Below are 17,663 nucleotides of genomic sequence, written 5' to 3' on the forward strand. Positions count from 1 at the left end.
TTTAGATTCATTGGGAGGATGATTTGCATGCAAAAATTGATTCAGGGGACCCTGGCCTTAGGCTTAGGACTCGGCTTATGGACCGGCTTAACCACGACGGCTGCGGCCAGCCAACAGTATTCCGCACAACGGTCAAATTCGGTCCGGCTAATTTGGCGGCGGTCGATGGGACGCCACGCCATGACGGCCACCCGGGGGGCTCGCTACTCTAAACACTTAGGCCTGCGTTACGGTAACAATGACGTAACCACCCACGTGACCTGGTACACCGACGCCCACGAGAAGCTTTACGAAAAGGCTAAGCACGTGTCGGCCATCTACTATCACGTGGTTAGCGCGGACGGAACGCTACAGGGCTGGATCTGGCACGGGTACCTCAAGGAAGGCGCCGCCAAGTCAAGTACCACGCCGACACCAGCCACGGCCCAGCAGACGACCACGACGGTGGACACCAACGACTTAGACCCCGACGACCGGCAATACCTGTACGACATTCAACACGCACCGGCCTACACAGCAACTATCCGGGCACTCTTTCCCGGGACCGTAAACGACCAGAACCTGGTTCAAGCGGCCGGACAAGCCGCCGACACCACGGATGGTGAAGAATCCCCCACCACGAGTGCGAGTGGGCGCTTGATTCGCCTGCAAAGCGTCAATACCGCCAATCAGCAACACATCGATCCTAGCCAATACGCGCGCCTACTTAGTGCGGCGGGGTATCCCGCTAGCCAGCGCGCCAAGTTTGCGGGCTGGCACATCGGGGTGGCTATTCACACGACCGAAACCGATGAAGGTATCAATCAAGGAGCCGTCTTCATCTACCTGCAACCAACCGCATAATCCTAACGCTCAGCCTTCCAAGCACCGGTACTTGGGAGGTTGAGCGTTTATTTACGGGTTAATTTCATGAAGAAACTCGTCCCCCGGGGATTAGCCGCCCACTTTTGGTGACTAATGATTCCAGCGACGCACGCCAAAATTAAATTCATCATGTTTAAATTAAAGTCCCCTCATGAAATAAATATGCTATGATCATTTAACAAGGGGATGACGTGAGCATGACATCGTTTATCATCGCAATTATTTTAATTTATTTCATTCACGACCAATTTGAATTCAGTAAGATTACCCGTATCAGTTTCTGGATTATTCCACTTTCCACGCTTTATCAATTTTTCAATACGTTCGTTTTCAACCGGACTAACCTCTTGATCGTTGGCGGCTTGATTCTATTTTCCATCGCGATTGGTTACTATCAGGCCAGTCACACCAAGGTTCGTTTGGAAGAAACGTCCAATACTTTTTTCCGGGATGCCACCGGCCAGGAAGTGCCCCTATACAAAAAAGTGATCACCGCTCAGGGCGGGCGGCATTACCTGTACGGCTGGTTGCTCGTCCTGGTGGTGCAAATCCTGATTGAGGCCCTCTATCTTCACGAACCCCTAACCCCGGTCAAAATTTGGGACGTTTTTCTAGAAGAAGTGATAGCCGACCTCTTTAGCTTTAGTCGGTTCATTGACGGGGCGCACACCAGCTGGATCATCTGGGCCTTAGCCTCGTTCACTAGCTTCGGTTACACGTTCTGGATTGCCCGGTTGCACCCGCTGGCTTACCGCAAACTCTTCAACAAGGATAAGTTTGTCCGAATTACCGAAGAAAGTTCACACAAATAAAGCACCATCCCGGCGCCTAGGCGGCGAGACAGTGCTTTTTCAATTCACGCTTAGACAGTCACGGCCGCTTAAGCGTGATTTTTAGATTTAAGCTGATGGTAACTGGTCCAACTCCGTCTAAATTGCCCCGCTTATAAAAACACTTGTATAGACATCAGGTGCTTTTCACCACCTAACCTGCTATAATCAGCTTAAAAATGAGGTGAAACTATGCAAGAACCCAAAAGCGCTAAAATCATCTTCCGAACGGACAACGAATTAAAGCAAGAAGCCCAAAATGCGTTTGCAGATATGGGACTGACCCTGTCTCAAGGACTAAATCTTTACCTCAAAGAAGTCGTTGCCACGGGAAAAATTCCGTTCCAGGTTCAAACGCCAGCGGCCCGGCTGAAGGCTGAAGCTGAGGAAGCCGAAAAATTGGCTGCTCAGGGTAAATTAAAAACTTATACGCCTAGTGAATACTTTGCTCACGCTCGTCAAATCGAAAAAGAGGCCCAGCACCCACATGAGTGATGATTCGGCATGGACCATTCTGCCAACCCCCAAGTATAATCGACAATTTAAACGTCTCGCCAAAAAACATTATCCCATGGAAAAACTCTATACAGCAATTGCCCATATTCTCGCTAATGATTACCAGATTTTGCTGACCAAGTATCACCTACACAATTTAACCGGTGATAAACAGGGAATTTTAGAAATTCATCTGGAACCCAATTGGCTGCTAGAATATCAGGTTAAAGCCCAAGTCCTTACCTTAATTTTGATTGAAACCGGGTCCCATCAAGACCTTCTAGCTAAATAATCACGCTTAAACCGACAACTCGTGTCCGTTCAAGCGTGATTTTTCATTACTCTTAATCTGATGGTAACTGGTCCAATTCCGCGGCCGTATACGCGTACGGCACGTGGGCCATTGATGGGACCTGGTCCCACTTGACCGGATAGCCGGCGCCATGGGCACAGAACACCGAATCCGGCGTGTTCGGCAAATCCGCCACCGGGTCGTAGGCCTGAGCCGCCACCACTTCGGCGGCGTTGTGGCACGGCCGGTAGCCGTCAATCAGGCATTCCAGCTGGCCCTGGCCGTGGGTGTAAGCCCGGACCTCTTGGGAATACCCCTGCATTTCGCTGACCGGGGCCACCCCGGTCAAGGCGACTAGGCCCGCGGCGTTCGGGGTGCTATCCGGCGTATCGAACTCGCCGTGCAAGCGTTGGATGTCACTCATGGCGCGGCCCAGTTGGTCCTGGCTCACCTCGAGGCGGAACCGGTACCAGGGCTCTAACAGTTGACACTGCTGTTGCGTTTTCAGCATCATCAAGCCCTGCCGGACCGAACGCCAGGTGGCCTCGCGGAAGTCCCCGCCCACCGAATGAACGATGCTGGCGCGGCCCGTGACCAGGGTTATTCGCACATCGGTCAGCGGTGCGCCCACCAAGACCCCCAGTTGAGTCTTGGCCTGTAAATTAGTCAAGACCTGATGTTGCCAGTTTTTCCCTAGGACCTCTAAGCTACAATCGGCCGCCACCGTTAGCCCGCTGCCGCGCGGCGTGGGCTGCATCAGCACGTGGACCTCGGCGTAGTGCCGCAAGGGTTCGAAGTGCCCGACCCCTTCGACGGCGTGGGTGATGGTCTCGCGATACAGGATACTGCCGGCATCGAAGCCCACGGTCAGGTGGAAACGGTCCGCTAAGATCTGTTGCAGAATTTCCAGTTGGACGTCGCCCATGATCTGGACGCGTAATTCCTGTAGCTGACTGGACCACGACACGTGTAGTTGCGGGTCTTCGTCTTCTAGCTCGCGTAACGCGGCCAAACAGGCGTGGAGATCTTCGGCTTGCGGGTCCAACGCGTAGGTCAGCACCGGTTGCATGGCCGGCGTTTCGGCGTTGGCCTGGTTGCCGAGGCCCTGCCCCGGCTGGGTAGCGGTCAGTCCCGGAATCGCGCAGACTTCGCCGGCGTGGATCACCGGTTGGGCGGTAAACTTTTCACCGTTATATTGACGGAGTTGGTTGGCCTTTTGGTCGCCCAAGACCACGTCTTTTGGCTTGAGCTCGCCGCCGGTCACCCGCACCCAGGTCAGGCGTTCGTGCTTGTCCGTATGCGAAATCTTAAAGACCTGCGCGCCAAACTCGGCGGGATAGGCCGTGGCGGCGGTCCAGTGGTCCAGCCCCGCTAGCAGGGCATCGACCCCGTCAACCTTTAGCGCCGACCCGAAATAACACGGGAAGACTTTGCGGCGTTGAATCAGTTGCCGAACCGTGTCGTCACTGAGTTGCCCGGTCTCCAAAAAGTCGGCCAGCACATCATCGTCTTGTGAAGCCACGTCCTCGATGGTCGCCTCGCTCAACCCGTCCGTGGCGGTGAAGTCGAGACAGCCCGCCGCAAAGTTGGCCTGGAGCTGAGCCAAAACTTGATCCCGGTCGGTGCCGGTCACGTCCATTTTATTGACGAAGATGAAGACCGGTACGTGGTAGCGCGTCAGTAGCCGCCACAAAGTGCGCGTGTAGCCCTGAATGCCGTCGGTCCCCGACACCACCAGGATGGCGTAATCCAAGACGCTGAGGACTTGTTCGGTTTGGGCCGCGAAGTCCACGTGTCCCGGGGTGTCCAGCATGGTCAGCTTCAGCTCGTGATACTGGAGATTGGCTTCGTGGGAAAAAATGGTGATGCCGCGCTGTTTTTCCAGCTCGTCGGGGTCCAAAAAAGCATCCCCGTTGTCGACGCGACCCAGTTGGCGTAACTCACCGGAGCGGTACAGGAGCGCTTCGGATAACGTGGTCTTGCCGGCATCGACGTGGGCCACGATGCCCGTTACGATGTGTGTCATAGTATGACTTCCTTTAAGTTTAATTAGTCGGTTTGTAAAAAAGAGCTCTCGTTTTAGTTTAGCAGATTCCCCGCGATTGCGACACTTTTAACCGATTACGTCCCGACTCAGTTCTAAAACCACGGTTGCCAAGCCGTTTTAATTCGGGTATACTCACCTCATCAAATCAATTCCGATAGCGAACCGCGCGTTCGTCATGTTACTAGTAGACACTGCTGCTAGGCTGGAAGAGCCTAAAGGGGTGTCTTTTTTATGACCAAAAATGCTAAAACTGTTTTAATTCTACTGACCGCCATGAACCTCCGCCTAGCCGTCACCGCCGTTACGCCCCTGTTCGGGACCATCCAACGGGCGCTACACGTGACCAGCGCCACCACCGCCCTGCTGGTCACCCTGCCGTTACTCTGCTTTGCCGGCGGGGCACTTCTCACGCCGCGGTTATACCAGCGGTTTGGTGCGCAACCCCTACTGGTCACGGCGACCGGGCTACTAGTCCTCGCCAACCTCCTACGCCCAACCAACGTCGTTTGGCTGTTGAGCGGCACCCTCCTGATTGGACTCGCCATCGCCGGGTTGAACGTCCTGGTGCCCATCATGGTGGCGCAGACCAGTTCGTCACCCGCCGCCACGACTCAGCTGACCAGTGCCTACGCCGTCACCATGAACGTGGTCGCCGCTTGCGGCACCGCCCTGGTGATGCCGCTGGCCCAACGCTGGGGCTGGGCGGCCGTCTTACGCAGCTTTGCGTTGCCCGCCGCCATTACCTTAGTCGCGGCTCTCTGGGTCAGATTCCCGCGGCCGTCTCGTCAGTCCCCCACCACAAGTAAGCACGGAAACGCGTTGTCCCTCTTAAAACGCGACCGCACCGCCCGGTTATTAACGGTGTTCATGGGCCTACAGTCGTTGATTTTTTACAGTCTGATTGCCTGGCTCCCCGATATTTTTCACGCCCTGGGCGCCACCACTACGCAGGCCGGCAACTTACTGGCCGTCTTCCAACTGGTGGGCATCCCCGCCGCGCTGGTCTTAAACTGGGTGACCAACCCGCGCCATTTGCTCTGGGGCTTGGGGGGTGGGTATCTGGTGGGACTTCTCAGTCTGTTTTGGCCAGGCGCCGGTTGGTGGATCGCCGCCGGTGTGCTGGGGGTTACCGCCGCATTGATTTTCAGTCTGGCCTTAAACCTCATCGCCACCAGTAGTGCGGTGGTGACCACGGTCGCCCGCCGCTCGGCCCTGGCTCAATCCGTGGGTTACCTGCTGGCCGCCGCGGGCCCTGTGATTTTGGGAAACCTGTACGACGTGACCCAGACTTGGTTACCCGTTTTAGGCGTGCTGGGTCTCCTCAGCGGGTTAACCCTCATGGTGGGCTTACGCCTAAGTCGCTAATCTTAATATGTTTCATCTCCGAATATCTGGTGCCAAAACCTGCGCCAAAAGGCAGCTGGTTCCGCTTAACCCCGTAAGGCGGATAATCCAGGTTCAGGATTATCCGCCTTACGAACCGTCGTTCATGCTCGCCAGCTAACCGCCTTCTGTCGCACTCTTTATTAAATATCGTTCGGGTCCTCCTCGTGCCGGTCAATGGCCGGGCCAATCACCAGCGATTCGGCCAGCAGGACTTCGTTGTACAGTTGGAAAACGAAATCTTGATACTTGACTTCACTTTGCGAAATCATGTCCAGGTATTGCCGCTCCTGAGCGAAGGCGGTGATGAACGCCCGCATCTCCAGTTCCTTTTCGGCGCCGGTAAAGTCGGGATGCCGGACCACCTCCAGCCAGGCCTTGGTGAAGTCGCGCACCCGGGTCTTTTGTTTCTGTGATTGCAGGTCAAAGATCACGGACGCCTTGACGTTGGGTGGCAGGTACATCTTCTGGACCGTCTCGATGGCCTGGTGCACCATGGTCGTGCGTACCTGGTCCAACTCGTGCGCCGCGTCCCGGTTGGTCACGTCCTTGGGAAGGAGGAACCGAAAGACCACGGTCGGCACCAGTAGGCTCAAAATAATCAACGTGCTTTCGGCCATCAATACCAGGTTGAAATCACCGTGCCGTACCGGCATGTCGGCCAGCGTATAGGCCAACGCCAACGTGACGGCCCCGTGGACCCCGCCCAGCGCAAAGATCCAGCCGGACCGGTTACTGAAGTGGAGCCGCAAGCGACCAAAGGCGTACCGGACCGCCACGTTGATCACGTACAGCAGGACACCGATGACCAACCAGTTGAGAGAAGCCGTAGTCATCCGGTCATCAGCGATAATTTTTAGGAACATGAAGCCCAGGACCACGAAGACGATGCTGTTAAAGATCTCGGTGATCATGTCTTCCAAGTCGAGTCCCAGGTGAATCTGCCGCGAATTCAGCAGGCGACTGCGCTGGGCCTCCGCGTTACTGACCAGCCCGGCACAGACCACGGCGATGATCCCCGAGACCCGGATGACCTCCGACGCGTAGTACAACACGAACGGCGTGATCACGTACAACAGGATCTGCGCATTTAACGGGTTGTACGAGGTCCGCATCAGCAGCTGTCGAAACAGGGTCAACGCCCAGGCGACCACGAACCCGAACAACGCCCCACCGACCGCCGAAATCAAAAAGTCGACGATGGTTTCTTGGTAGTTGATGTAGCCGTTGACGTACCACAGCGCGGCCATGTTCAGCAGGATGATCCCAGAGGCGTCGTTGAACAGCGACTCCATCTTGAGGAAGACCCCCTCCTTTTGCGGGCTCCGCAGGCCGTTCGTCACCGACTCCATGGCCGTAGCATCGGTGGGCGTGCTGATGGCCGCCAAGATGAAGGCCAGCGGCAGGCTGACCCCGGCGGCCGCCCAGACGCCAAAGCCCGCTAAGATCAGGCACAGGATGACCAGGACCACGGTGGTTTGCAGGATATGGTGAAACTCGCGACCCACCGCGTTTAACCGCGTGGCCTGTCCCTCGAAGAACAGCAACGGCGCCACGACCATCCCGATGAAGATGTCCGAGTTAAACGCCGCCACGTGGTGTCCCAACGCCGGAATCAGGTAAATGATGGCCCCGCCCACCAGGCTGATGTAGCTGACCGAGATGCGCGGAAAGGCTTGGGACAGAAAGATACTGATCACGGCGACCAAGACCAGAATAAAGGTTGAAATCATTTGGCTCATTGACAGGCGTCCCCCTTGATAGCATGGTTACTTAATTAACTAAAATATACCACACCCCCGCTCATCCCGGGGATGCAAGGTCTTGGGACGGCGAGCAAAAAAACATATTAAATGATTTATACACCAGTCTTCTATAATAGCCCGTTCCAGCGGCCCCGGTAGTTCAGACCCTTATCGAATTTTTGGCGTTGACACCCGGCCGCAACCGGCCTACCCTAAGGGACAAGTTTTACAGTTGAACGCGAGATCAGGAAGAGTACGTTAACCGCCCCCGCCAAGAGAGCCTCCGGTAGCTGCAAAGGAGGTCCCCGGCCGTTAACCGAAGATGAACCTGAGAGCTAACGATCGGTGCCAGCTGGTCGTCCGACGCCGTGACCCGTTACCGTCACCGACTTTTGGCAACAGAAGTTACGGAGCGGCTGGGCGTGAGTTCAGTCCAAAGCGGGGTGGCACCACGGGAAATCGTCCTCATGTTTACGCAACATGGCGACGATTTTTTAGTTTGCAGAGGAGATGGCGTTCATGATTCAACACAAGTTATACCTTAGTTTCGCGGTACTGGGCCTCCTGACCCTCGCCGGGTGTGGGCAACAGGCCAGCGGTCACAACGGCCACGGCAAGTACGCGGCCAACCAGACGTTAAACTGGACGGAGATCCAAGAACTCTCCACGTCCGACCTGTCCAAGGTCACCGATACCGTGAGTTTCACCATGTTACAAAACACCCAGGAGGGCCTGTACCGCTTAGACGCTAAGGGCCGGCCCCAACCGGCGATTGCCACGCACACCCGCCTGTCTAACGGCGGCAAGACCTACACCTTCGACCTGCGGCACAACGCCCGCTGGTCCAACGGCGACCCGGTCACGGCCCAAGACTTCGTGTATTCGTGGCGGCGGACGTTGACGCCCAAGACGGCCGCGCAGATGCAAAGTTACCTGTTTCCGGTGGTCAACGCCAAGGCCATTAACGCTGGCAAGTTGCCCGCCAGTACACTGGGGATTCACGCGCAGGGCAAGTACCGACTGGTGGTCAACCTGACCAAGCCGGTGGCCTACTGGAAGACTTTACTGGCCTGGCCGCTCTTCTACCCGGAAAACGCCAAGGTGGTCGCCAAGTACGGCAGTCGTTACGGGACGTCGTCGGCGCGCGTGGTTTCCGACGGCCCCTACCAACTGACCAAGTGGAACGGGACCGGCAAGACCTGGACGCTGGCGAAGAACCCGCACTACTGGAACCACGCCAACGTCCATCTAACCGCCATCAACTACCAGGTCAACGAAAGCACCACCACCAGCTACAACCTGTTCACCGCCAAGAAGGCCGACGAGACGCTGTTAAGTGGCCAGCAGGTCAAAAACAACCTGAATAATCCTAATTTCGTTAAACGCCTACCCACCGGCACCCAACGCCTCGACTTGAACCAAAAGAAGGTCGCGGCCCTGCGGAACGTCAAAATTCGCCAGGCGTTATCGGCGGCCATCAACCGTCAACAACTGGTCAAAAACGTTTTGCAGGACGGTTCGGTGGCCTCGAGCGGGTTGGTGCCCGTGGGGATGGGCAAGAATCCTAAGACCGGTGAGGACTTTAGTCGCGAGGCCGTGGTCCAGTCGGCGACCGCCTACGACCTTGCCCGAGCCAAGGCGTTATTGAAACAGGGCTATCAGGCCACCCACACCCACCAGTTACACCTCACGCTGTCGGTGGGCGACGTGGACGCCACCAAGCAGACGGCCGAATTTCTCCAGAGTTCGCTGGAAAAGTTGCCGGGCGTCAAAATCGCGGTCAAGGCGGTGCCCTACGTTCAACTGATCAACCAGCAAAGCGCTGGGAATTATCAGCTCACGTTGAGCGGCGCGCAGTCCGTCATGGCCGACCCCAACGAATTTCTGGACAACTACCTGACACACACCAGTGACAACATCACCGGCTTTACCAACGCCCAGTTCGACCGGTTGATGGACCAGGCCGATAATCAGGACGGCAACCAACCGGCCGTTCGCTGGCAAAAGCTGGTGGCCGCCGAAAAGGTCCTGATGACCCAGCAAGCCACGATTCCGTTATTCCAGCAGGCCAAGTCGCAACTCCTCCGCACGACCGTTAAGGGCATCATCTACAACCCCGCCGGCGTGCCGTTTGACTTCACCCACGCCTACATGGGCCAAGCCTAATGTTGCCAACCCACATTAAAGGCGCCATCCCGCATTCTCTCGGGGTGGCGCCTTTTCGTGATGCTGTGTTTAACGTAAGAAGTCCTCGCGGATTGGCGTAAAGGCGTCCAGTAACCGGCTATCGTCGGCTAACGGGATGCAGCCGTGTGCGTGGTCGCTGGGGAAGTAAATACTGTCGCCGGCGTGCACCTCCTGAACCTCGGTGTGGTCGGGATACTTGACCGCAAACTTAAACGCCCCGCGCAACACGTACGTGGTTTGCACATGAACGTGGTGGTGAAACGGAATCGGCGTGTCGGCGGGCACCGCGTGTTCGAAAATCACCAGCGCGTCCATGAGCCCCTCCCCGTGGGCACCGACCTGCCGTAGCGTGTTGTCGTCGACCCGTTCTAACTTTAAATTTTCTGCTTTAAAAAACATTCTGAGCATCCCCCTCTAATTTGGCGTCGACCGACGGATTAATGAAATCGGTTTCAGTCGTTACCTCTAAGGATGCCCCTTTTACCGCGACATTTCAATGCCGGGCGAACGTTAATCCTGATGCAACCGCGCTAAAATGGCCTGCAACCGCCGATTATAGCCTAGCTGGGTGGTCAACTGCGTCAACGCCGTGGCGTCGTGGGTGTTGACCATCCCCTCGCGGAGTTGCTGGGTGTACATCGTCAAATACGGCAACTGGCGGTTCCGCGCTAGGGCCAACTCCGCGTCAACGTCGTAGGCCACGTGGCGGAAGTCGACGGTGGGCAGCGCTACGCCGTGCGTGGTCACGATGGCGTATTGGGCCCGCAAGTCCGCGGTGAAGCTGGGCCAATCGGGATAGGGCATCCCCACGGTGCCGGGGTTGATGATCAATTGCCCGGCACTACTCCAGCGCATCAACTGTTGGTGGGTATGGCCATAAACAACCACGTCCGCCGTGGGCCCCACCAACTGGTCGAAGGCCGGCTGGTCGCCCACCGGTCGGAGGGTCTTGCCCCAATTTTGGGTGGGTAAGTTATGACTGAGTTGAAAGGTCAAGCCGTCCACCGTGCGAGTCTGAACCAGGGGCAGCTGGTGTAACCGGGCAATGTCGGCCGCCGTCAGTTGGGCCCGCACGTAGTCGCCCAGGATGGCCAGGTAGATTTTCCGGGGCCGGGCCAATTGAATCGGCCCGTCGATGGCTTCCAAGAGGTTATCTTCCCAGTTACCCCGGACGTACGCGGTCACCGGTAGCGAATCCAGGACCGCTAGCAGGTCGTGGGCGCCGGGCCCGGGCAGAAAGAGGTCACCAATCAGCCAAAAGACCGTACAGCCGGCTTGCTGCGCGTCGGCCACCACGGCCTTGAGCGCCGTGACGTCACCATGCACGTCTGAAATTAACGCAATTTTTGTCATGTGAACACCTCACCTTCTAGTTTGCCACAACTCGCGGGTTAGTGAACCGCTCGACCCCCACTTTTCTCGGTGAATCGTCAAACGTCGGCCGGAACCAATCGTCCGTCCCATAAGGCCAGCACGCGGTCACACAGGGCCAACGAACTTTGCCGGTGGGTCACTAAGATGACGGTGCCGTGGTAGTAACGCCGCACCGCGGTTAAAATCAAGGCTTCATTGAGCACGTCCAGGTTACTAGTGGGTTCGTCTAGAATCAATAACTCGCTGGGATGGACCAGTGCCCGCGCCAATTCTAGGCGTTGCACCTCCCCGGCCGACAGCACCGGTCGGCTGGACGAGACCTGCGTGTCTAATTGATCCGGTAAGTGGCGGATGGTGACGGCCAAATCTAGCCAGTCCAAGACCTGCCAGAGCCGCTCATCCGTGAACTGTTCGTCGCGTAAGGTTAGATTTTCGCGTAAAGTGCCGGTAAAGAGCTGCGCGGTTTGGGGCACGTAGTTGATGACTTGGCGCACCGCCGCTAACGCCAACGTCTCGCCGGCTTGACCGTTAAACGTGACAGTCCCCCGGTCGGCCGCGTACCAGCGCATGATGAGTTTCACGATGGTCGACTTACCGGCACCACTGGGGCCCACAAGACCGAGGCGTTCCCCCGCCGTGACCGTCAAGTCGGTGTGCCGTAAGATGGGCTCCGTGGGCCGCTGCGGGTAGGCAAAGTCCACTTGCTGCAGTTGCGCTTGTTGCAGCGGCCCCAAGTTAGCCGTCCCCGTAGCGGCCACCCGCGGCGTTTCGTCCAAGAAATCAAAGACGTTTTGCGCGGCGAGAAGGCCCCCACTCAACGATCCCGGCAGGTTGCCTAACGCCAATAGTCGACTGAACGTGAAGGGAAACAGCACCGCCCAGACCAACGACAAGTGTTGCGTGACCACGACGCCGATCACGGCCATTAAGCTTAGCACCACGATCAGTTGCATGATCACGGCCGTTTGAGTCTGCCGCAAGGCCTTTTGCCGGTTCACCCGCCAGTAGGCTTGCGAGGCTTGGTCGAGCTGGTGCAGGCGGGCGGCCGTGGCTTGATACTGCTGCAGCTCCGTTTGTCCCGTGATGGCTTCAGCCAGTTGGCGTTGTTCCTGTAAATCACGGGCGTTGAGTTCGGTCGTCAACGTCTTCAACCGGTGATGGGTGGCCAGCGGGAGGCCCAGGCCAATGCTGACGTAGGCAATCAGCGCAATCAGGCCCAGCCAGGGCGAAGCGCTCCCTAAGACGATTACGAGGCTCACCGCCGTCAGGCTGCCGATAATCACCGGCGCCAGGGTGTGAGCGTAAAAGATTTCAATCAGTCCGATGTCTTGGGCCAGGAGTTTGAGCACGTCGCTACTGCGCTGGTCGTCTAACTTGGCGGGCGCTAAACGCAGGAGTTGTTGGTAGGTTAAGTTTCGCAGGTGCGATAGGATTTTAAAGGCCGCCAGGTGGCCTAGGTACTGTTCGCCGAAGCGACAAATTCCCCCGACCAGCGCCAGGACCAGTAACCAGGCCCACCAGAACGGGATGGGGTGAAATAGCACCGTAAAGCCGCCCCATAACAGGCCCAGTTGGAAGCCGGTGGCGGCGAGTCCGGCCAAAATACTGGCGGCCAACACCCAGTTCAGGCGGCCAGCGGTCACTAACAAACGTCTAAATAGCTTCATACGGTCGCCACCTCCTTGAGTAAGCGTTGTTGTTCTTGGACCAATTGCGCAAACGCCGGGACTTGGGTTTGCAGACTGGTAAAGGTTCCGCTTATCAGTTGGTGATCCGTCAAGAAAAGCAGTCGGTCCAGCCGGTTGAGGTCGTCTAAGCGGTGGGTGATCAGTAGCACCAGTTTCGTTTGGGCCAATTGCTGAATCACAGACAAAATCTGATTGGCATTAGTCGGATCAATGTTAGACGTCACCTCGTCGAAGAGGTAGCCGTCCTTATTTGCCAGAACGGCGCGCGCAACGGCGACTTGTTGCCGTTGGCCGGGTGACAATTGAGCCCCGTTTTCCCCCACCTGAGTGGCGTACCCCGCAGGCAAGTCCACCACGAAGTGACAGAGGCCCAAGTCGGTCAAACGTTGCTGCCAATCGATGGCCTGATTGCCCAATAGTAGGTTGTCTTGGATGCTCCCGGCAAAAATTTTCGCCGTGGGGCCCAGATAGGCGAAGTGTTTTAACCAATCGGTCGGCGCCACCGCCGCCAGGTCCGTGGTGCCGTTAACCAGTATTTGCCCGGCTAATAGTGGTTGGCGTTGCATCAAGGTTTGCGCCAAAGTGCTTTTGCCACTCCCACTGGGGCCGGTCAGCCCCACCAGTTGTCCCGCCGTTAACGTCAGGTCTGTGGTCAGTAAGGACTGGTCGGTGTGACCCACCGTGCCGGTGAGTTGCAAGCGGGTGACCGGTGCGTCGAGCGTAACGACCGCCGTTCCTGTCTGGGGCACCGCGGCCGCGTCGATCACGGCAAACAGGTGCCGCAATTTCGGTAACGTCGACATGAAAACATGCATGAAATACCCGAACTGGCGAAAATCAATTAGCCAAACCGCGGTCAAGGTCCCAATCCCCAACGCCGTGCTCAAAGCTAGTGTGTGGGCCTGCACCGCGTTGACCTGGGCCAGTAAGAAATAACCGATTGCTCCATACAGACAAAAGTCCATGATGGTTAGCGACTGCAGCTGGTAGCGTAAGACGCCCATGGTCTTTTGCCGGTAGTCCTCCGAATCGGTCGCAAAATCCTGCGCATAGCGGTGTTGGCGCTGGTACATGATGAGTGTACTCATCCCCAGAAAGTCGTCGAGAAACCGTTGGCCCATTCGGTTAAAACTTTGGATGTAGGCTAAGTTTTGCCGGTTTCCGAGGCCTTGCAACAGACCCATTCCCATCCCCAGCAGTAAGATACCGCCAACGGGGATCACCACGGTCCAAGCATGTGCCCACAACACAACGCCCAGCAGGACCAGACCGGTCAGTATCAGCTGTAAAATGGTGGGAATGACGGTGTCAAAAAAGATGGTCACCGCCCGCAACGTGCTAAGGTCTTGTTGAAGGCCCTGCATCACGTTAGTCGTGGCTTGCGTTGGTCGGAAGGTAGCGTTTAGAAATTGACGTTGGAGATCCTGACTGGCCGCGGCCGCCCATCCATTGCGGCTCAGCCAGCGACTCGCGACTAGGTAAAGCACTGTGACCACCAGCTGAAGCCCGATCAAGCCGAGCAAAACGGCATTCACGGTACCCCGTAGCGCCCACTGCGCGCCGGCCCAGACCAACGTGACCACTAACAGGCGACTCAGCCACTGGCCTACCAGTTGAACTTCCATTTTCCAGCGTTGGGCGGCACCGAGCTGCCATAACCGTTTAATCATTAATCTGTAGTCCCCTTTTCCAAATAATTTTTAGTCTAATAAATCTAGTTTGCCCTTTTTATCGGGCGAAGGCAATCCGGTAAGTTCCTGATTTATCGGGGGATAATTGAAAATAATTAACTTTTTTAAGTAAGAAACTGCTAACGTCATAATGTGTCAGGGCCTTCAGCTATAATTTAAGCCGTAATGACCAAAGCTGTCATCAATAAATTAGAATCGAGGCCCATCACAATGACAGAAACTTTACGTTCCGCCACTCCCCAAGATGTTCACAACACCTATACACAAGCTCAAGCGTTTAGCCATCAAACGACATGGAATCAGCCAAAATATTCATGGCAAATTGAAAACGTTCAACAACTCCAACAAATGTCCATGGTTGACTTAACCAGTCATCTCAAACAATTGCTGGCTGCTCAGTTTGCTTTAGATAATTTAAAACAGGCCCATCAACAACGGACAGCCAATTTTATCCAAAACTATCGGCAAACAAAGGATCGGGTCAATGCTGACTTCAAAACCTACACTTGGCAAGTTCAGCATCCGACACTAAGAGCCTACTTCCAGCAAAACCAAACCGACCATTTACCAGTAGAGGAAAAAATTAATAATGCAGATACCCGCTTCGCCAAATACGGACTGCTTGGAATCATTATTCTGACAATTGTACTCAGCCTAAATACTGGTACGTACTTATTCCTTAATTCAACCTGGACTGGCCTTGCAATTGTGGCTTTATTACTAATCTGTTTTATCGCTTTTGTCCTCCTTTATTTCTTCGCCAAACTACATCTACCATTCTCCCAACCAATTCCGTTTTACCGCAATCATCGTATACGGGCACTAAAACGCCGTATCGCCAAAACGGATGACCGTTTTTGTCGGGAAAATGACCGCTATAATCAATCTAAGCTTAAGACAGAATTTAAATATGACGAAAGCTTACAAGCAAACCGTAGCGTTTACGTTGAACAAATGGCGGCGGAACAAACCGATACCGCCCGTTATTTACAAGGTTACGCCCAGACAATCAAGGCTCAAATCGGCTATTTTCCACCACACGATACTCATGATATGCGTCATCTTTTATACGTTTACACAGCGTTTTTGGATGGGCGTGCGACCACTTGGCAAGAAGCCACGACTTATATCGATCAGCAAGAACAACTCCACCACATGCAGCAAACACTGGTCGCGGAAATTCGCTCAGCCAAACAAGCCATTACAGATTCTATCAGTCAGGCCAGTCAAACCATTACCAAGGAAATCTTTCGGAATACAGTTGCTATTAATGGATTAGGTCAGAATATTCGCGAACAAACCCAAACTATAAACGAATGGAATTCAATTCAAACTTCCATCATGGATTACCAAACCGAACTTCTCAAAAATAACAACAGAAAAATCGGTGCCGATATTTAGGTTCATAGATTAGGCCCCAAGTCCGTTTGCTCGTGACTTGGGGCCTAATTGGCTATACTGGAGATGGATAAGTTAATTCTAAGGGAATTAATCACACAAAATCGAAGGGAAGTATGACCATGGAGGAACAACTAAAAGCACCAGCATTTTGGATTGACCCCTCTTTTGTCGAACACGCCACAGGAGAAGTGGTCCACCTGGCACCTCAATACTTGGAAACCAAAAATTACGAGACTTATTTTACGGCACTCCGGGACCGACACTACACGCTGATTCCACAAGCCGATGGCGGCCTGAAAGCCTTAGCGCCGTTACGTGATAGCCGTTCGCAGGTCTCGACAATTACGCTAACACCCGTTGATGAGAATCAACCGCGAACGCCGATGCAGCAATTAGCCTATGAACAACGGGATGCCGTCGTTCGCGGGCAATTGATTGGCTCGGCCGATTAACTTTAACTTATTAATGAACCACTGGTCTGCAGACTGGTGGTTTTAATTTTTAGGTGACAAAATCCTCCAGAATTTCGTTAGTAAAGGTATAACCTTAAAATTTTCGGAGGATTTTTTTATGCTGATCAAGACGCAATACTTGTCCCTTCGTCTAACTCTCATTCGAAAGCACCAACTCAATCCAACTCTAGCGGTCATTTATAGTGCCCTCATCGACCGAATGCTTTCCAGTCGCCGGCAGGACCGCCGCTTTTTTGACGCATCTCGGCAGTCCTACTTCGTCAACTACGCCCATTCTGAAATGGCGGCAAACTACTTCATTAGTTCCCGAACGGTTCAACGGGCCTACGATCAATTAGAAGAAATGGGACTTCTGCTTAAAAAGCATCGGCGAAACGCCAGTGATTGCCTTTTCTTGCCCGAAATGGAGGGCTGGCTTTACGCCCACCAGGCCAAATTGGCACGGCCGGATTGGTCATTTTGGCCAACTAATCATTTGACCTTAAACCAATCTTTTAAAAGCACAATTAAAACAGCCAATACGAGCCAGGTTCCTCGCACTTCTGCACAATCAAATTCAGCCCAAGCTAACCAAGCGACATTGACCCCAGCCCAGATAACTCGGTCCACCGACCAACCATCCGAAAAATTACTCACCCGCTTGGAATTCACGAACTTAACTCAGTCGCTAACCACCGTGGGCGGTATCCCCGCAGCGACCGCTCAGTTGATGGCGGCTTTAGCCGATCACGACCATACCCGACTCTATGAGATGGCGCGCGTGATTTATCAAGCCAAGGCGGCGGTCTGTCGCATGGCCGAAGCTCAGCTAGGTAGTCGCGGCCAATCAGCTACGCGCTTAGAGCATAATTGGGTGTTACTCGAAAACCTGCATACAGCGGTCGCTCGCATCATTCCCGCGGCCTATCGTAAGAATCGCCAAGCCTGGCAGGGATACGCCTATGTGGCCTTTCGACGGTTCTTTGAAGAAGTGGCTAATGAGTGGCTGCGGGGACAAAGGGATGGGATGGAAACGGGGTGAAATTAACCCCCACATGTGTGGGGAATACGGCCAATGCCGAAGAAAAAAAGCTACCGATTAAGAATCACCCCCGCATGCGCGGGGAATACACCGTTACCATCACGTAGCTCGGTAGCGTTTTTCTACGTCTTGTCAATGGAAATGTTGTTAAATCAACGATTCATGATAAGAA

Annotated in this window: 15 protein-coding genes; 9 read left to right on the plus strand and 6 right to left on the minus strand. The window is 54.9% G+C overall.

What is annotated here, in order from left to right; all coding sequences use genetic code 11:
• Positions 1 to 27: 27 nt before the first annotated feature.
• The 4 genes from FD38_RS00205 to FD38_RS00220 all read left to right on the plus strand — a co-directional run bounded on the left by FD38_RS00205 (position 28) and on the right by FD38_RS00220 (position 2,481).
• Positions 28 to 843, plus strand: coding sequence for a hypothetical protein (locus FD38_RS00205; protein WP_057730084.1), 816 nt, complete (start codon positions 28 to 30; stop codon positions 841 to 843).
• A 218-nt stretch (positions 844 to 1,061) separates the two neighbouring features.
• On the plus strand, positions 1,062 to 1,676 hold the full coding sequence (locus FD38_RS00210) for a hypothetical protein (RefSeq protein WP_057730086.1): 615 nt from the start codon (positions 1,062 to 1,064) through the stop codon (positions 1,674 to 1,676).
• Positions 1,677 to 1,886: 210 nt separating this feature from the next.
• On the plus strand, positions 1,887 to 2,189 hold the full coding sequence (locus FD38_RS00215) for a type II toxin-antitoxin system RelB/DinJ family antitoxin (protein ID WP_057730088.1): 303 nt from the start codon (positions 1,887 to 1,889) through the stop codon (positions 2,187 to 2,189).
• The gene (locus FD38_RS00220) at positions 2,182 to 2,481 is read left to right on the plus strand and encodes a type II toxin-antitoxin system YafQ family toxin (protein WP_057730090.1); all 300 of its coding nucleotides are present in this window, start codon (positions 2,182 to 2,184) and stop codon (positions 2,479 to 2,481) included. Before FD38_RS00215 ends, FD38_RS00220 begins: the two co-directional genes overlap by 8 nt.
• 52 nt (positions 2,482 to 2,533) lie before the next feature.
• Here the strand turns inward: FD38_RS00220 and FD38_RS00225 are convergent, their stop codons facing one another.
• Positions 2,534 to 4,507 (minus strand): elongation factor G, encoded by a 1,974-nt coding sequence (locus tag FD38_RS00225; protein ID WP_057730091.1) that lies wholly within the window; start codon positions 4,505 to 4,507, stop codon positions 2,534 to 2,536.
• A 252-nt stretch (positions 4,508 to 4,759) separates the two neighbouring features.
• Here FD38_RS00225 and FD38_RS00230 point away from each other — a divergent pair, with 252 nt between their 5' ends.
• Positions 4,760 to 5,893 (plus strand): MFS transporter, encoded by a 1,134-nt coding sequence (locus FD38_RS00230; protein WP_057730092.1) that lies wholly within the window; start codon positions 4,760 to 4,762, stop codon positions 5,891 to 5,893.
• Positions 5,894 to 6,054: 161 nt separating this feature from the next.
• On the opposite strand, the gene FD38_RS00235 is transcribed toward FD38_RS00230, so the two are convergent.
• Complete coding sequence (locus FD38_RS00235) at positions 6,055 to 7,653, minus strand: cation:proton antiporter (protein WP_057730094.1); 1,599 nt, start codon at positions 7,651 to 7,653, stop codon at positions 6,055 to 6,057.
• A 522-nt stretch (positions 7,654 to 8,175) separates the two neighbouring features.
• Here FD38_RS00235 and FD38_RS00240 point away from each other — a divergent pair.
• A complete protein-coding gene (locus FD38_RS00240) occupies positions 8,176 to 9,822 on the plus strand; it encodes a peptide ABC transporter substrate-binding protein (RefSeq protein WP_057730096.1) in 1,647 nt (548 codons plus the stop codon).
• 69 nt (positions 9,823 to 9,891) lie between these two features.
• Here the strand turns inward: FD38_RS00240 and FD38_RS00245 are convergent, their stop codons facing one another.
• The 4 genes from FD38_RS00245 to FD38_RS00260 all read right to left on the minus strand — a co-directional run bounded on the left by FD38_RS00245 (position 9,892) and on the right by FD38_RS00260 (position 14,575).
• On the minus strand, positions 9,892 to 10,242 hold the full coding sequence (locus tag FD38_RS00245; protein WP_057730097.1) for a cupin domain-containing protein: 351 nt from the start codon (positions 10,240 to 10,242) through the stop codon (positions 9,892 to 9,894).
• A gap of 111 nt (positions 10,243 to 10,353) precedes the next feature.
• Entirely contained in the window at positions 10,354 to 11,196 is an 843-nt protein-coding gene (locus tag FD38_RS00250; RefSeq protein WP_057730099.1) for a metallophosphoesterase family protein, read from the minus strand.
• Between the two features lie 77 nt (positions 11,197 to 11,273).
• The gene (locus FD38_RS00255) at positions 11,274 to 12,884 is read right to left on the minus strand and encodes an amino acid ABC transporter ATP-binding/permease protein (protein WP_057730101.1); all 1,611 of its coding nucleotides are present in this window, start codon (positions 12,882 to 12,884) and stop codon (positions 11,274 to 11,276) included.
• Positions 12,881 to 14,575, minus strand: a complete 1,695-nt coding sequence (locus tag FD38_RS00260) for an ATP-binding cassette domain-containing protein (protein ID WP_057730104.1) — start codon at positions 14,573 to 14,575, stop codon at positions 12,881 to 12,883. The genes FD38_RS00255 and FD38_RS00260 overlap by 4 nt, the downstream gene beginning before the upstream one ends.
• A gap of 231 nt (positions 14,576 to 14,806) precedes the next feature.
• Here FD38_RS00260 and FD38_RS00265 point away from each other — a divergent pair, with 231 nt between their 5' ends.
• The 3 genes from FD38_RS00265 (at position 14,807) to FD38_RS00275 (ending at position 17,491) form a co-directional block, all read left to right on the plus strand.
• Positions 14,807 to 15,997 (plus strand): hypothetical protein, encoded by a 1,191-nt coding sequence (locus FD38_RS00265; RefSeq protein ID WP_057730106.1) that lies wholly within the window; start codon positions 14,807 to 14,809, stop codon positions 15,995 to 15,997.
• A gap of 119 nt (positions 15,998 to 16,116) precedes the next feature.
• A complete protein-coding gene (locus FD38_RS00270) occupies positions 16,117 to 16,449 on the plus strand; it encodes a hypothetical protein (protein WP_057730108.1) in 333 nt (110 codons plus the stop codon).
• Between the two features lie 118 nt (positions 16,450 to 16,567).
• Positions 16,568 to 17,491, plus strand: a complete 924-nt coding sequence (locus FD38_RS00275; RefSeq protein WP_057730109.1) for a hypothetical protein — start codon at positions 16,568 to 16,570, stop codon at positions 17,489 to 17,491.
• Positions 17,492 to 17,663 lie beyond the last annotated feature (172 nt).

Origin of the sequence: Levilactobacillus zymae DSM 19395, assembly GCF_001434115.1 — a bacterium.
Classification (GTDB): domain Bacteria; phylum Bacillota; class Bacilli; order Lactobacillales; family Lactobacillaceae; genus Levilactobacillus; species Levilactobacillus zymae.

Excerpts from the sequence above, each read along its gene's own strand:
- FD38_RS00205 (WP_057730084.1), top strand. The coding sequence starts at position 28 with ATGCAAAAATTGATTCAGGGGACCCTGGCCTTAGGCTTAGGACTCGGC.
- FD38_RS00210 (WP_057730086.1), top strand. The coding sequence starts at position 1,062 with ATGACATCGTTTATCATCGCAATTATTTTAATTTATTTCATTCACGAC.
- FD38_RS00215 (WP_057730088.1), top strand. The coding sequence starts at position 1,887 with ATGCAAGAACCCAAAAGCGCTAAAATCATCTTCCGAACGGACAACGAA.
- FD38_RS00220 (WP_057730090.1), top strand. The coding sequence starts at position 2,182 with ATGAGTGATGATTCGGCATGGACCATTCTGCCAACCCCCAAGTATAAT.
- FD38_RS00225 (WP_057730091.1), bottom strand. The coding sequence starts at position 4,507 with ATGACACACATCGTAACGGGCATCGTGGCCCACGTCGATGCCGGCAAG.
- FD38_RS00230 (WP_057730092.1), top strand. The coding sequence starts at position 4,760 with ATGACCAAAAATGCTAAAACTGTTTTAATTCTACTGACCGCCATGAAC.
- FD38_RS00235 (WP_057730094.1), bottom strand. The coding sequence starts at position 7,653 with ATGAGCCAAATGATTTCAACCTTTATTCTGGTCTTGGTCGCCGTGATC.
- FD38_RS00240 (WP_057730096.1), top strand. The coding sequence starts at position 8,176 with ATGATTCAACACAAGTTATACCTTAGTTTCGCGGTACTGGGCCTCCTG.
- FD38_RS00245 (WP_057730097.1), bottom strand. The coding sequence starts at position 10,242 with ATGTTTTTTAAAGCAGAAAATTTAAAGTTAGAACGGGTCGACGACAAC.
- FD38_RS00250 (WP_057730099.1), bottom strand. The coding sequence starts at position 11,196 with ATGACAAAAATTGCGTTAATTTCAGACGTGCATGGTGACGTCACGGCG.
- FD38_RS00255 (WP_057730101.1), bottom strand. The coding sequence starts at position 12,884 with ATGAAGCTATTTAGACGTTTGTTAGTGACCGCTGGCCGCCTGAACTGG.
- FD38_RS00260 (WP_057730104.1), bottom strand. The coding sequence starts at position 14,575 with ATGATTAAACGGTTATGGCAGCTCGGTGCCGCCCAACGCTGGAAAATG.
- FD38_RS00265 (WP_057730106.1), top strand. The coding sequence starts at position 14,807 with ATGACAGAAACTTTACGTTCCGCCACTCCCCAAGATGTTCACAACACC.
- FD38_RS00270 (WP_057730108.1), top strand. The coding sequence starts at position 16,117 with ATGGAGGAACAACTAAAAGCACCAGCATTTTGGATTGACCCCTCTTTT.
- FD38_RS00275 (WP_057730109.1), top strand. The coding sequence starts at position 16,568 with ATGCTGATCAAGACGCAATACTTGTCCCTTCGTCTAACTCTCATTCGA.